The organism is Paenibacillus sp. FSL H8-0280 (genome assembly GCF_045040665.1).
Classification (GTDB): domain Bacteria; phylum Bacillota; class Bacilli; order Paenibacillales; family Paenibacillaceae; genus Paenibacillus; species Paenibacillus xylanexedens_A.
The window spans coordinates 6,631,023-6,643,692 of sequence record NZ_CP150296.1 but is presented as its reverse complement, the minus strand read 5'-3'; the positions used below and the strand labels follow the sequence as shown (position 1 = coordinate 6,643,692).

The following is a 12,670-nucleotide window of genomic DNA, read 5'->3' as shown; positions in this document are numbered from 1 at the left end:
TCCAGCAACAGGAGGGGAACCTTATGGAAGTACTGATCTTGTGGACATTGGGAATGTGGGCGGTGCAGCTGCTGATTGAATGGCTTATTTACCGGTTGCAAGGACGCCGAATGACGTGGGTACAATATATATTGCCATGTGTTGCCTTGCTTGGCGGTGCCGTTGTAATCATGATCAGCATCGATATTGGCGGGTGGAACGGCATCGGATATGCCCTGCTCGGCGCATCACTGGGTACCGCGGGAATGTTAACACTCATTACGGTGGCGATCAGGGATGTAATGCTTCGGCGACGGGGCAGGAATTAGATCGAGCAATAAAGCTACTGTGGAATAAGGATGAATTGGGCGATGGGATGGTTGCAGGAATGCATTCGTCTGTGATATATTGACATTAATTATGACTAGGGAGGTGAAGACAGGTGAATCACGAGATGCTTAACAACCGTATTAGCCAGCTGCCGATTGCTATGGCTGGCATTGTTCATACTTTTCTGACCAACGGGAGAAGTCTGTCCAATTTTGAATATACGGAAGTTAACATTTGCGAGAAGATGCCTGCCTTGACCTCATTCGGACGATAAGCGATATTGCTTGAATTCTGAAGGGCCGCGGAGCTAACCTCCTGCGGCTCTTTTTGTGTTGCGGTCAGGATCTTCCATACCATAGGAGGAACCTTATTATGATGATGATTAGCGCGCAACAACTGACTCAATACCACGGAGCACATCTGGTGCTGGACGGCATTACTTTTGAAATTATGGAAGGTGACAAGGTCGCCCTAATCGGCCGCAACGGAAGCGGCAAAACCACACTTATGCGCCTGATGGCAAGACTGAACAAGCCGGATGAAGGGCAATTGATGATCAAAAAAGATACACGGACCGGTTACGTGGCACAAGTTCCAGAAGGATTGGATGACCATACCGTTCTGGATGTACTGAGTCTTGGATTCAAGGAGCTTATGATATGTCGCACGCAAATGAAGGAAATGGAGCAGCAGATGTCCGATCCGGCATGTGCAGCAGATCCTGATCAATTGGAGCGCCTGCTGAAACGCTACGCGGCACTGCAAGACCAGTTCGAGCGTGAGGGTGGATACGAAATGGATGCCCGGATCGATCAGGTGGCGGACGGTTTGGATATCGCCAAGGCACACTATGGTTGGCGCTTTGGTTCCCTATCCGGTGGGGAGCAGACTCGGGTAGTGCTGGCTTCACAGCTAATCGTAAGACCCGACCTGTTATTGCTGGATGAGCCGACAAACCATCTTGATCTGGAGCGGGTTGAGTGGTTGGAAGGATTTTTACGAGAATATCCCGGCACCATTGTCCTGATCTCGCATGATCGCTATTTTTTGGATCGGGTCGTGAATCGAACACTGGAGTTGGAGGATGGAGAAGCGGAAACGTCTGCTGGCGGTTATACGGAATATATGAAAGTGAAGGAACAACGGCTGTTGCAGCAATTCGAGGAGTTCAAGGAGCAGCAGAAGGTTATCAAAAAAATGAAAGAAACGATCCGCCAACTGGAGGAATGGGGTCGTGTGGGTGGCAATGAAAAGTTCTTCCGGCGGGCCGCTTCCATGCGCAAGGCGCTGGAGAGGATGGAACAGGTGAAGCGTCCTGTGCTGGAGCGCCGCAATGCCGAGTTCGATGTGCGTCCTACGGATCGAACGGGTAAACGGGTAGCGGTATTGGAACAGGTCGAGAAGAGCTATGGAGAGCGTGAAATCCTGCGCGGAATCTCGGGTCTGCTGGAATATGGGGATAAAATTGCACTCATTGGCCGCAATGGTTCCGGCAAGACCACCTTGTTCAAGCTGTTGCTTGGTGACGAGCAGCCCAATGCGGGCAAGCTGGAGTGGGGGGCGCGCGTGGATGTGGGTTATCTGGCTCAACAGGAGGAACCTACGAATCCGAAGCTGAACGTACTCGAATACTTCCGTCTGGAAGCAGGCGTAGAGGAAGGAGAGGCTCGCGGAATTCTGGCCCGATATCTGTTCTATGGAGCGGATGTATTCCGCTCTGTCGGGCAATTATCTGGCGGGGAATGGACGCGCCTGCGGCTAGCTCTGCTGGTGCAACGTAAACCTAATGTACTGTTGCTCGATGAGCCGACCAACCATCTGGATATCGCATCGAGAGAAGCGCTGGAAGAGTCGCTGGTTGATTTTGAAGGAACTGTACTTGCCATCTCGCATGATCGGTACTTCGTCAATCGCCTCGCTTCCCGTGTCTGGGAACTGGAGGATGGTCAGATGACCGCTTATCTGGGAGACTATGAGGCGTATCGTGAGAAGAAGCTTGATTTGCAAGCTCGTGCGGCGGCGACAACTCAGGCTACAGCAGGCGTGGGAGTTTCTTCTCGTGGGAACGCCAAGTCGGAAATGAAATCAGGTTTAACGTCCGCGTCGAGCGGAAATGCCAGATCAGGGAAGAAGTCAGGAGCAACCTCGACATTGAACGGTTCCACTGTTGCGGCCCCCGATGGAAGTCGTGATTATGAAGTTTACACAGGATCAAGCAAGGCGTTGACCCCTTCGGCAACAGTTGCATCTAATCATAGAGGTGGCAATGGCAACAAACCGTCTGCGGAGAAGCTGGAACAGACGTTGGCTCGTCTTGAGGCACAAATTCAGGTGCTGGACCAACAGTTGGAAACCGTACAGAACAATCCGCTTGAACTGGAACAAATCTGGAATGATCGCGAGCAATTGTCCGCTGAATATAATGATGTATTGGCACAGTGGGCTGAGTTATAAGTCCGAATGGCCTGAGCATAAGATGGAACAAACGAGGTCGGAGAATTTTCTCCGGCCTTTTTGAACTGAATTACAACATAACAAACGCGGAATTTACTTGTTTTTTCAAGCTTTGATGATCCGAGATTGGGCGACATCCTGTTCTTATTTTTACATGTCATGGGGAATAGTGTAACTTTTTACCTCCCCATGCGTTAAATACGTTTGTATGAATTGAAACGGCTCACCTAAGAGCTCGCAAAAAGGGAGGTTATCGGTATCTATTATTCATTGACGTATCGGAGTTGGTCGGATGATCGACAGGCGGAGACGGGAGTGCTGGAACAGACTTCAGTCACGCGAGATGAACTGTTCATGCGCAAACTGGTGGATGCCACTCTGGTGAAAAACAAACTCTGGGCGCATCTGTCCAATGAATGCCAGGATGGGCGGGAACATGCAGTATATGTAACGGCGTATGAGCAACAGATGCCGGATGAGTACGGTGCAGCCATTGCGGATGCTGCGCTGGCGATGTGCAAAATGTCTTCCATGTACAGTGCAGAGTATATGTTGTGGAATGGACGTTCATTTCAGGAGTTGGAACTCACAGCTTCCTCCACCTATACGATGGAGCTTGCCGAGCAACTGCTGGACCATTACATGGTTCGCGATGGCAAGACGTATGAATTCCTGTATTCCGTGCTGGATGCGGATCGCAAGAAAGTGTTGTTTTATATGAAAGAGGTGGATCTGTAATGAGTGACCAAGAGCGGGGGCAAGCATCGAAACCCGGTTCAAAAGCGAAGCTGGTTGCTTTCTCCCTGATGCTGGCGGTACCTGCCGTGTTATCCGGTTGTGGCAGCAACAATGATGAATGTGACCCGGAGTATGATACCGGATGTGAATATGATTCCAGCAGTGGGCACTATTACTACGGTGGGTCGTCGTATCGAAGCAGTAAGGACAGTAACAGCTCCTACAGCAAATCCAAGTCCAAATCAAGCGGCTTCGGTAGCTTCTTCCGCAGTTCGGGAGGATAACCGGATGAGGCAAGTGGTTCAACTGCCGTTTAGTCACGAAGAGGTATTTCAGGGTGAAGCGGGACAACAGATTCCATACCATCGAATGTATGGGAAGCAATATTGTGTGCCTGCATTGACGGTCTATTCTCCCTCGGAGATGCAGGAGCTGCGTGCGGCAGCGGAGGCGGTAGACGGCATTTACTGTAAAGTGATGCGATTTATCCAGCAATATATGCCGGATTTCTTTTTGGAGCATCAGTTGGGTATCCATCCGGGGCTTATTCCGGCAGCACGTATGGAGATGGTAACTGGAGGCATTACCCGTCAGGACTGGATTATCGGAGAAGCTGGGCCCAAGTGTATTGAAAATAATACGGACACTCCTACGGGTATACCGGAGGCTGCTGCATTGGAAAATATCCTGGTCGGTCTTGCTGAGGATGCCGCGTTGACCGCACCATCTGCCGAGATGGATACACGTATTCGGGAGTGTTTCAGGATATGGCTGGAATTCTATGCAGAGCAGGGATTGCAGGGTCCGGTGACATTCACTTCTTTTGGCGAACATGTCGAAGATCGAACGAATACGGAATACTTGATGAGACGTTGTCAAGAAGCCGGATACGAAGTCTTCTATGCTCCACTTGAGGAACTGGAGATTGTTCCAGGGGAGGCGCTTTACCATCAGGGTCGGGAGATTAACCTACTGTATCGCCTTTATCCACTGGAGTATCTGATCGATGATCGGGATGAGACGACAGGGGTAGACATTGGGGCTGCGCTACTTGAACTTGTGCGTGAGGGACGACTTGGCCTTATGAATCCCGTTCAGCATGTACTCATGCAGAGCAAAGGCTTCATGGCGGCAATCTGGTCGCTCTACGAGCGGAACGAGCAAACCCCGGAATATTGCGGTTTTACCCTCTTTGATGAAGCAGAAATGGACGTGATTTCCCGATATCTGCTGCCTACCTATTTTTCGACAGAGCCCTTCGAGCTGAATGCCATGCCATATGTAGCCAAAAGCTATTGGGGGCGCGAAGGCAGAGGAACTCTTTTGCTGGATGGAGGAACGGACAATGCCTTTGGAAAGCAGGATATAGAGTATTCCCTTAACGAGAAACTGGAATCCAATCTTGCAAATGGAGCGACAGAAGAGGATGAAGAGATTACAGCGTATTACGAAAATCAGCCCAAAATCTATCAGCAGCTGGTTCCGATGGAACAGGTTGTGATCGAGACGGAAAATGGAGCATACAGCGGTTATCTGCTTACAGGGGTGTTTGTTATCGGTGGGCGTTTGGCTGGGTTGTTACCACGGGTCGGGGAGAAAGTAACTGGAGATATGGCCTATTATTGCGCGGCTACAGTTCGTGAACGGATGAATGATGAGGAGGAGAAGGAATGGAGAACTTGGGATTAAACCTCGTGAATGTTGCGGTGGGTGTAGGCATTCTGCTGGTGGTATTGGTATGTGGATATTTCGCTTTTAGCAAATTGACCCGGTATAACGATAGTGAGGAAATCGCCAAAGGTAACGAGGCGGCAGGCATGTACATGGGCAGCAAATTGCTGGGACTGTGTATTATTGTGGGCATGGTATCTTTCTCGACGCATTCGTGGTTAGATATGCTGCTGTGGTCGGCTTTTGGAATTATTGTGTTGTGCCTGGTCTATATTATATTTGATTTCCTGATTCCGAAAATGCGGGTATGTGACGAAATTGCACGAGGAAATATGGCGGTAGCCCAGCTGCTGCGTTCGATTATCATCGGCGTTTCCATCGTCATCGGCACGTTTTTGATGTAAAATAAGACATAGTGTTTTATGGAGTTTACTATCAAAAGGAAGAAGGAGCGCGGCATCATGAGAAGAGTCATCATCGATACAGATACAGCAGGAGACGATACGATTGCGATCCTGACGGCATTGCATCACTTTCAGGTAGAAGGCATCACCATTACGGGCGGTAACGTACAATTCGACCAGGAGGTTGAAAATGCCCTGTACACGGTACAGGTTGCTGGACATGGCGGCAAGGTGCTTGTGTATAAAGGTTGCGAGCGTCCGCTAATGGCCTACGGAAAAGCTCAGCACCGCACAGTGGAAGATGTGCATGGCGATGATGGTATGGGCGGCGCGCATTTCCCGAAGGCAGATCAGCGTCCCGAGAGCGGGCACGCGGTTGATTTTATCATTGAGAAGGTGCATGCATATCCGGGTGAAATTGAGCTTCTGGCGATTGCCCCACTGACTAATATTGCAATGGCGATCCAGAAGGACCCAACGATTATTCCGGAGATTGCTCATCTGTACATCATGGGCGGAACGAATAACGCACTGGGCAACATCACACCGGCAGCGGAGTATAACTTCTACGTGGATCCTGAAGCGGCGAAAATTGTACTGCATGCAGGCATTCCGATCACGATGGTTGGCTGGGAGATGTGCACGCAATATTCAGTGATGGACGATGACGATCATGCAGAGATTGCGGCTCTCGGTACATCGGGTGCTGATTTCTTCACCGCAATCAACAAAGTGGTTATGCAGTTCAACAAGTCGGTACATAAGCTGAATGGCACCACTCATCCCGATACGTTGCTGATGGCTGTAGCCGCAGATGAATCCATCATGACCAAGTCGGGTCAATATTATGTGGATGTGGAAGCTGCAGGAGAGTTGACACGTGGATACAGTGTGGTTGATATCAACGGACGTTTTGGCAAAGAGCCGAATGTACGTGTCTGTGAAGCCATTGATCGGCCCAAATTCAAATCCATGCTGCTGGACGTTCTCTCAGCGATTCAATAATCGCAGGAATTTAACTGAAGGAAAAAGAAAAAAATCCGTGCCTATCCCAGGTACGGATTTTTATTGCCCATTTTTGGAATAACTACTTCACCTGTCGTAGTAAATTGTGCTATACTTCAACTACTACGACAGATGAAGTAATGAGGAGGAGTATCTTTTGTGATCAGCAGTGACGTTATACGTGGCTACAATGATACGCTGATCCTCTACATGCTGCTCGAAGGGGAGTCGTACGGCTACGAGATTTCCAAGAACATCAGGCAGCTGACAGAGGAAAAGTACGTCATGAAGGAGACGACGTTATACTCGGCCTTCACCCGATTGGAGAAGAACGGTTATATTGAATCGTTTTACCTGGATGAGAATAGTTTGGGAAAGCGTCGTACCTATTACCGGATTACGCCGCCCGGCCTCGACTATTACAGAGAAAAGTGTGAGGAATGGAAGGTTACGCAGGAGGTTGTTAATCTATTTATCAGGGAGTTGTGACGAAACATGGAGACAATTATGGTGTATCTGGAGAACATGTTTGCTGGTCTGCCGAAGACCCCCGAGGTGGAGCATCTGAAGCAGGAGCTCCTTTCGGGGATGGAAGATAAGTACCTGGAGTTGAAGCGGGAAGGCAAGTCGGAGAATGAAGCCATCGGCATTGTGATCTCGGAATTTGGTAATATCGAGGAGTTAACTGCAGAACTCGGTATTCAGCCAGTCAGTGCGGAAGAGGCAGTACCTGTGCTGACGGAAGAAGAAGCCTACGCATATACCACTGCCAAAAAAAATGCCGGATTTTGGATCGGGCTGGGTGTTTTATTGTGCGCGTTGGGTGTGGCGTTTCTGATTTTCTTGGATACCTTGTTTGAGAACTATGCCATTTCAGCTGCAAACCGTTCGATGGAAACGGGCGCTATACTTGGTCTGATTGGCATGTTCGTACTGATTGCCATTGCGGTAGGCATGTTCATTCACAGTGGCATGAAGCTGGAACGCTTCAGTCATATGGAGAAGGGCTTCCAGCTTCCTTATGCACTTAAAATGAGTATTCAGCATAGTCGGGAGAGCTTCGCTCTGACTTATCGAATAGCCATCATTACGGGTGTCTGCCTGTGCATTCTGTCTCCTGTGTTTATTTTCGCAGCCTCCTCTATCAATGATAACTACGCCTCTTATGGTGTATCTGCCTTTATGGTCATGGCTGGGGTAGGAGCATTCTTGTTTGTATATTACGGTAATATTCAGGGGGCTTACACGAACTTGCTGGAGAAGCACCAGTTGACGGTAGATAAGAAGCAAGAAGTAAAGGTTGTGAGAGCCGTGGAAGCGATTGTATGGCCGCTGGCGACAGCTATCTTCTTGTTCACAGGCTTTGTATATCAGCGGTGGGATATCAATTGGGCCATATTCCCGATTACAGGCATTCTCTCCGGCAGCTTTAGCAATGTGTACCATATTATGAAAAGTAAAAATCCGTCCTGAGCACTGCTTTAGCTAGTAAAGCCCACTTGATCTATATTGATCAGATGGGCTTTTTTTGCTCCATTTAATCTAACTCTGCTGCAACAAAAACGAGCGAATGCCTGTCGTGACCAGATCATGGTCTTCCTCATCAGGCAAACCCGATACTGTAATGGTGCCGACTTGTCCCTCATTTTTCAGAATAAGCGGGAAAGCGCCACCAGCCAGAACATAGTCAGATGCAGGCAGGTTGAAATCCTGCTCAAGCGTTTGGTCCTCGTTTCTTAGGCGTAGAGCCGTATGCCAAGAACTGGAGGAGAAATGATTCACGACGTTGTTCTTGCGTCGAATCCAGTCTTCGTTGTCGGGATGAGTGCCTTCCATAGCATGTAAAAAGAGACGATGTCCTTTCAGGGTGATGTCGATGGTCACGGCTTGGGAGCGACGCTTCGCTTCTTCGACCAGATGCAGGCCAAGTTGGAGAGCTGTTTCAGAATCAAATGTGCCAAATACCAAGTCCTTTTCTTCCTGCTGCATTTCCTTTAATTTCTCTGTCATGATCAGGTTCAAATTACAGGCAGCCCCTTTACATATATGATTGATGTCTACATTCGACATAGATTGGTGTAGTCCCTTCTGGATGCAGTCTGATCGATGTTAGTGGACGTTATTTGCGTGGTTGAAGACGGCTCATTTGGAGACCGTACATCGGCTGTGTTAAAGTGAAGGGAACCTAATATACTCAAAACTCTTAAAGTTAAAATAAGTTATCGCTACGTAGGCAGGAGGAGAAGCACGATGCTGTTTTATTTTGTAGCACTGCTGGTGACTTTGGTGGATCAGGGAACCAAGATTGCAGTGAGGATGTATATGGAAGTTGGCGACGTCATGAGACTGGGTAACTCGGGCATGCAATTACAGCATTACGAGAACAGTGGAATGGCTGGAAGCATGTTTCAGGGGAATGCGCGTCTGTTCGGCGTGATCGCCGTTCTGTTCATAGCGGGCATGCTGTATTACCGGAGTAAGGGTGAGATTCGCGGTTTCTGGATGCAAGCTGGCGCGGGTTTTATGGTCGGCGGGGCTTTAGGAAATGCGATCGATCGATTTATCTATGCCCGGGTAACGGATTTCCTCGTGTTTCCGTCCGGACGCGGGATTTTGAATCTCGCTGATGTCGCAATTAATATCGGTGTGGTCATGATCATCATCGGCATGTTGATTCGTGCATATCAGAGTTATCGCGCCAAGCGTTTACGTAATGCTTTGCCGAAAGCAGAACGTTCGTAACATGCGGATAGAAGCTTTACAGTTGCGGAACATAAGCTTAATAAATGAGGGACATTGGATATCATCCAGTGTCCTTTTTGTTATGCCCGATTCAGGTCATGGGAAGAACTGCCGTGATTCATTTTTACCGAAACCGTTTTAGAAATAATAAAGACCTATATCATCCATTCAGATTGAAGTTATTTTGGAAGGATTAACCAAATGGTTATTTCACCATCTGAATGGGTAAATTCTTACGTATAAAGCTGAGGGAGGTACAACATGAGAAGAACACTTACCAAGGCTCTCGGGACAATGTTGCTGTGTGGAATAATGGCTGTACTTTTATCTTCCTGTACCAGTGGAGATAGCGCGAATGGCAAAGTGCAGATTGAATTTTTCCAGAACAAGCCTGAAGCCAAAACAACCTTTGATGAATTAATTAAAACGTTTAATGCGGAGCATGACGATATTCAGGTGACACAGGTGAATCCGCCAGATGCGGAGACTGTCTTAAAAACGCGTGTCGTCAAAAATGATATACCGGATATTATGGCCATGGGCGCAACCGACACCTATTCCATTCTGGCCCAGAGTAATATTTTCACCGATCTGACGGACAGCTCATTACTCCAGACGATTGATCCGAACTACATACAAATGCTGAATGATCTCACAGGCATGGACGAAGTAACAGGTATTCCTTACGCGACTAATGCAAACGGCATCATGTACAACAAAAAGCTGTTTAAGGAAATGGGATTGGACGTGCCCAAGACGTGGGATGAACTCATTGCGACCGCCCAAAAGATTAAGGATGCAGGTGAGCTTCCATTTTATTTCACATACAAGGATGACTGGCAGACGAGCCTGCCGTTCAATGCACTAGCCTCCAATCTGGTCGGTATTGATTTCTACCAAGAGCGACGCGATAACAAAGTGACGTTCAAGGAGAAATACCGCGAGGTAGCTGAGAAGCAGCTGGAACTCATGAAGTACGGTCACGGCGATAACTTTGGTAAAGCTTATTCGGACGGTAACCGTGCTTTTGCTAACGGTGAAGCCTTTATGTACATCCAGGGAACCTGGGCTATCTCGGAGATTCGCAAAGCGAACCCAAATGTTGACATTGGTTTCTTCCCATTCCCTACGGGCAACGATGCAAGCGAGATCAAGCTGGTGAACGGGATCGACTCCCTGTTTACCATTGCGGCGGACACTCCTAATCGCGAACAGGCAGAGACGTTTATTGCGTTCCTGTTAGAGCCTGAAAATATCGGAAGATATATTGACGAACAGACACTGTTCTCTGCGGTAGAAGGCGTGAAGCAGGATGATCCTGCGGTACAGGAATTGATGCCTTATATCGAGCAGGGCAAAGTTATTGACTTTCCCGATCACTATATTCCGGCTGCGGTGCAGCTGAATTCCATCGTACAGTCCTTTTTGCAGAACCAAAACATCGACAACTATTTAGATACACTCGACAAAGAATGGGACAAGGTTGCTAATCGGCGTTAAGCCTTGTCAGAAGGAGGATGGAGTATGAACAAGCGTATCGCACCCTATTACTGGATGACGGTTCCGGCGGTTGTATTGTTCTTTGTATTTATGACACTGCCGGCCCTCCAGGGCATCTATTATTCATTTACGAATTATAACGGATTCGGGAAAGAGTATGATTTTGTTGGCTTCAAAAACTATTTCAACTTGTTCCAGGATGACAATGTAGGCAACGCCTACTGGTTTACGTTCAAATTTGCGATCGTTGTGACGATCCTGACCAATATCCTTAGCCTGCTCATTGCACTTGGGCTGAATGCCAAGATCAAGTTTCGTAACTTTTTCCGCGGCATCTACTTCCTGCCCAATATTCTGAGTGTACTGATCGTAGGTTACATATTTAACTACCTGTTCTCCAACGTATTCCCGATCTGGGGACAAAATCTGGGCATCAATGCGCTATCCACCAACATTCTCGGCAGCGAGAGTCTGGCTTGGATCGGTATCGTCATTGTTGCAGTATGGCAATCCGTGGCCCTGAATACGATTCTGTATTTGGCTGGTCTGCAAACGATACCAACGACACTGTACGAGGCTTCCAACCTCGACGGCGCAGGCAAATGGCGTGAATTCTGGAGCATTACTTTCCCGCTGATTGCACCTTTCTTCACCATTAATATGGTGCTTGCGATGAAAAACTCACTTATGGTCTTCGACCAAATCGTAGCCTTGACCAACGGTGGTCCCGGACGGGCGACGCAGTCCATCTCCCATCTGATCTACACCGGAGGGTTTGAAGGCGGCGAATATGCATATCAATCTGCGAACTCGGTTATTTACTTCATCGTTATTGCGGTGATTTCAATTCTGCAAATCCGGTTCCTGCAAAGAAGGGAGATGGATCTGTAATGAGAAGCCGTACACGAATCAATTGGCTCGTTATGCTGCTTGTTGTGCTGGGTACCTTGTTTATCCTGTTCCCATTGTATATGACCGTTACGATTGCTTTGAAAAATCCGGAACAGATGGCCCAATCGGTCTTTGCCATTCCGACAACGCTTCACTGGGAGAATTTCGCGAGGGCCATCGACATGACGAACTTCTTCCAATCCTTCCGTAACAGTGCAATCGTTACTGCATCAACTGTGCTTTTGACGTTGCTCAGTAACTCGATGGTGGCCTATGCCATTGCGCGGAATATGGAGAAACGCAAGTTTTTCAAAGGACTGTACTATTACTTCGTCAGCGCGATGTTCATTCCGTTCCCAATCATCATGCTGCCGATTGTTAAGCTGACCGCATCGCTGGAGATGACAAATCTGGTAGGTCTGATCCTGCTTCACACGGTATATGGTCTGGCATTCAACGTATTTGTGTATGTTGGATACATTCGGTCCATTCCGGTAGCGCTTGAGGAAGCGGCGTTTGTGGATGGGGCGACAACCTGGGGCACGTTCTGGAAAATCATTTTCCCGCTCATGGCGCCCATCAGTGCTACGGTTGGTATTCTGACTTGCCTGTCCACGTACAACGACTTCTTGTTGCCACTCATTATTATCAGTGATCCGGGACAGTACACGCTGCCGCTGGTACAGTATGTATTCCAAGGACAGTTTAATACCGAGTTTAACCTTGCGTTTGCATCCTACTTGCTCGCGTTGCTGCCGATGATTATCATCTACCTGTTTGCACAGAAGTGGATCATCAACGGGGTTACCCAAGGGTCCGTGAAATAACTGAAGATGTGTCACAGAAAAGGATATGTGTGAAGGGATATGAACAAAGAGAGGTGGACTTTAAAAGTTCCCTCTCTTTTTTTGATCCTTGTCATTTAACGTTTGGGAACTCTTCGGAGGATTGATTAA

The 12,670-nt window shown here is 48.2% G+C and carries 15 protein-coding genes; 14 read left to right on the top strand and 1 reads right to left on the bottom strand.

Annotated features, from left to right (window positions below):
- Positions 1 to 23: 23 nt before the first annotated feature.
- The 10 genes from MHI12_RS28920 to MHI12_RS28875 all read left to right on the top strand — a co-directional run bounded on the left by MHI12_RS28920 (position 24) and on the right by MHI12_RS28875 (position 8,054).
- Positions 24 to 308 (top strand): hypothetical protein, encoded by a 285-nt coding sequence (locus MHI12_RS28920; RefSeq protein WP_405170990.1) that lies wholly within the window; start codon positions 24 to 26, stop codon positions 306 to 308.
- A gap of 113 nt (positions 309 to 421) precedes the next feature.
- Positions 422 to 583, top strand: a complete 162-nt coding sequence (locus MHI12_RS28915) for a hypothetical protein (protein WP_017691697.1) — start codon at positions 422 to 424, stop codon at positions 581 to 583.
- 98 nt (positions 584 to 681) lie between these two features.
- The gene (gene abc-f, locus MHI12_RS28910) at positions 682 to 2,763 is read left to right on the top strand and encodes a ribosomal protection-like ABC-F family protein (protein WP_405170989.1); all 2,082 of its coding nucleotides are present in this window, start codon (positions 682 to 684) and stop codon (positions 2,761 to 2,763) included.
- 315 nt (positions 2,764 to 3,078) lie between these two features.
- Positions 3,079 to 3,501: a hypothetical protein gene (locus MHI12_RS28905; RefSeq protein WP_339311314.1), complete on the top strand. Its 423-nt coding sequence runs from the start codon at positions 3,079 to 3,081 to the stop codon at positions 3,499 to 3,501.
- A complete protein-coding gene (locus MHI12_RS28900; RefSeq protein WP_405170988.1) occupies positions 3,501 to 3,785 on the top strand; it encodes a hypothetical protein in 285 nt (94 codons plus the stop codon). The genes MHI12_RS28905 and MHI12_RS28900 overlap by 1 nt, the downstream gene beginning before the upstream one ends.
- A 4-nt stretch (positions 3,786 to 3,789) precedes the next feature.
- The gene (locus MHI12_RS28895) at positions 3,790 to 5,190 is read left to right on the top strand and encodes a glutathionylspermidine synthase family protein (protein WP_405170987.1); all 1,401 of its coding nucleotides are present in this window, start codon (positions 3,790 to 3,792) and stop codon (positions 5,188 to 5,190) included.
- Positions 5,172 to 5,576, top strand: a complete 405-nt coding sequence (locus MHI12_RS28890) for a DUF350 domain-containing protein (protein WP_017691702.1) — start codon at positions 5,172 to 5,174, stop codon at positions 5,574 to 5,576. Before MHI12_RS28895 ends, MHI12_RS28890 begins: the two co-directional genes overlap by 19 nt.
- Positions 5,577 to 5,633: 57 nt before the next feature.
- Positions 5,634 to 6,581 carry a nucleoside hydrolase gene (locus MHI12_RS28885; RefSeq protein WP_405170986.1) on the top strand — a complete coding sequence of 316 codons (948 nt, stop codon included), beginning with the start codon at positions 5,634 to 5,636 and terminating at the stop codon, positions 6,579 to 6,581.
- 159 nt (positions 6,582 to 6,740) lie between these two features.
- Complete coding sequence (locus MHI12_RS28880) at positions 6,741 to 7,070, top strand: PadR family transcriptional regulator (RefSeq protein ID WP_017691704.1); 330 nt, start codon at positions 6,741 to 6,743, stop codon at positions 7,068 to 7,070.
- 6 nt (positions 7,071 to 7,076) lie between these two features.
- The gene (locus MHI12_RS28875) at positions 7,077 to 8,054 is read left to right on the top strand and encodes a permease prefix domain 1-containing protein (protein WP_405170985.1); all 978 of its coding nucleotides are present in this window, start codon (positions 7,077 to 7,079) and stop codon (positions 8,052 to 8,054) included.
- A 69-nt stretch (positions 8,055 to 8,123) separates the two neighbouring features.
- Here MHI12_RS28875 and MHI12_RS28870 read toward each other — a convergent pair whose 3' ends face one another.
- Positions 8,124 to 8,603 (bottom strand): heme-degrading domain-containing protein, encoded by a 480-nt coding sequence (locus MHI12_RS28870; protein WP_405170984.1) that lies wholly within the window; start codon positions 8,601 to 8,603, stop codon positions 8,124 to 8,126.
- A 228-nt stretch (positions 8,604 to 8,831) separates the two neighbouring features.
- Between MHI12_RS28870 and lspA the strand changes: the two genes are divergently transcribed.
- The 4 genes from lspA (at position 8,832) to MHI12_RS28850 (ending at position 12,541) form a co-directional block, all read left to right on the top strand.
- On the top strand, positions 8,832 to 9,323 hold the full coding sequence (gene lspA, locus MHI12_RS28865; RefSeq protein WP_036606631.1) for a signal peptidase II: 492 nt from the start codon (positions 8,832 to 8,834) through the stop codon (positions 9,321 to 9,323).
- Positions 9,324 to 9,635: 312 nt separating this feature from the next.
- Complete coding sequence (locus MHI12_RS28860; RefSeq protein WP_405173067.1) at positions 9,636 to 10,823, top strand: ABC transporter substrate-binding protein; 1,188 nt, start codon at positions 9,636 to 9,638, stop codon at positions 10,821 to 10,823.
- 24 nt (positions 10,824 to 10,847) lie between these two features.
- Positions 10,848 to 11,714 (top strand): carbohydrate ABC transporter permease, encoded by an 867-nt coding sequence (locus MHI12_RS28855; protein WP_036606633.1) that lies wholly within the window; start codon positions 10,848 to 10,850, stop codon positions 11,712 to 11,714.
- Positions 11,714 to 12,541, top strand: a complete 828-nt coding sequence (locus MHI12_RS28850; protein ID WP_036606635.1) for a carbohydrate ABC transporter permease — start codon at positions 11,714 to 11,716, stop codon at positions 12,539 to 12,541. Before MHI12_RS28855 ends, MHI12_RS28850 begins: the two co-directional genes overlap by 1 nt.
- Positions 12,542 to 12,670: the final 129 nt, after the last annotated feature.

What these genes read in the sequence shown, in the direction of transcription:
- MHI12_RS28920 (WP_405170990.1), top strand. Translation starts at nt 24, where the DNA reads ATGGAAGTACTGATCTTGTGGACATTGGGAATGTGGGCGGTGCAGCTG.
- abc-f (WP_405170989.1), top strand. Translation starts at nt 682, where the DNA reads ATGATGATGATTAGCGCGCAACAACTGACTCAATACCACGGAGCACAT.
- MHI12_RS28900 (WP_405170988.1), top strand. Translation starts at nt 3,501, where the DNA reads ATGAGTGACCAAGAGCGGGGGCAAGCATCGAAACCCGGTTCAAAAGCG.
- MHI12_RS28895 (WP_405170987.1), top strand. Translation starts at nt 3,790, where the DNA reads ATGAGGCAAGTGGTTCAACTGCCGTTTAGTCACGAAGAGGTATTTCAG.
- MHI12_RS28890 (WP_017691702.1), top strand. Translation starts at nt 5,172, where the DNA reads ATGGAGAACTTGGGATTAAACCTCGTGAATGTTGCGGTGGGTGTAGGC.
- MHI12_RS28885 (WP_405170986.1), top strand. Translation starts at nt 5,634, where the DNA reads ATGAGAAGAGTCATCATCGATACAGATACAGCAGGAGACGATACGATT.
- MHI12_RS28875 (WP_405170985.1), top strand. Translation starts at nt 7,077, where the DNA reads ATGGAGACAATTATGGTGTATCTGGAGAACATGTTTGCTGGTCTGCCG.
- lspA (WP_036606631.1), top strand. Translation starts at nt 8,832, where the DNA reads ATGCTGTTTTATTTTGTAGCACTGCTGGTGACTTTGGTGGATCAGGGA.
- MHI12_RS28860 (WP_405173067.1), top strand. Translation starts at nt 9,636, where the DNA reads ATGGCTGTACTTTTATCTTCCTGTACCAGTGGAGATAGCGCGAATGGC.
- MHI12_RS28855 (WP_036606633.1), top strand. Translation starts at nt 10,848, where the DNA reads ATGAACAAGCGTATCGCACCCTATTACTGGATGACGGTTCCGGCGGTT.
- MHI12_RS28850 (WP_036606635.1), top strand. Translation starts at nt 11,714, where the DNA reads ATGAGAAGCCGTACACGAATCAATTGGCTCGTTATGCTGCTTGTTGTG.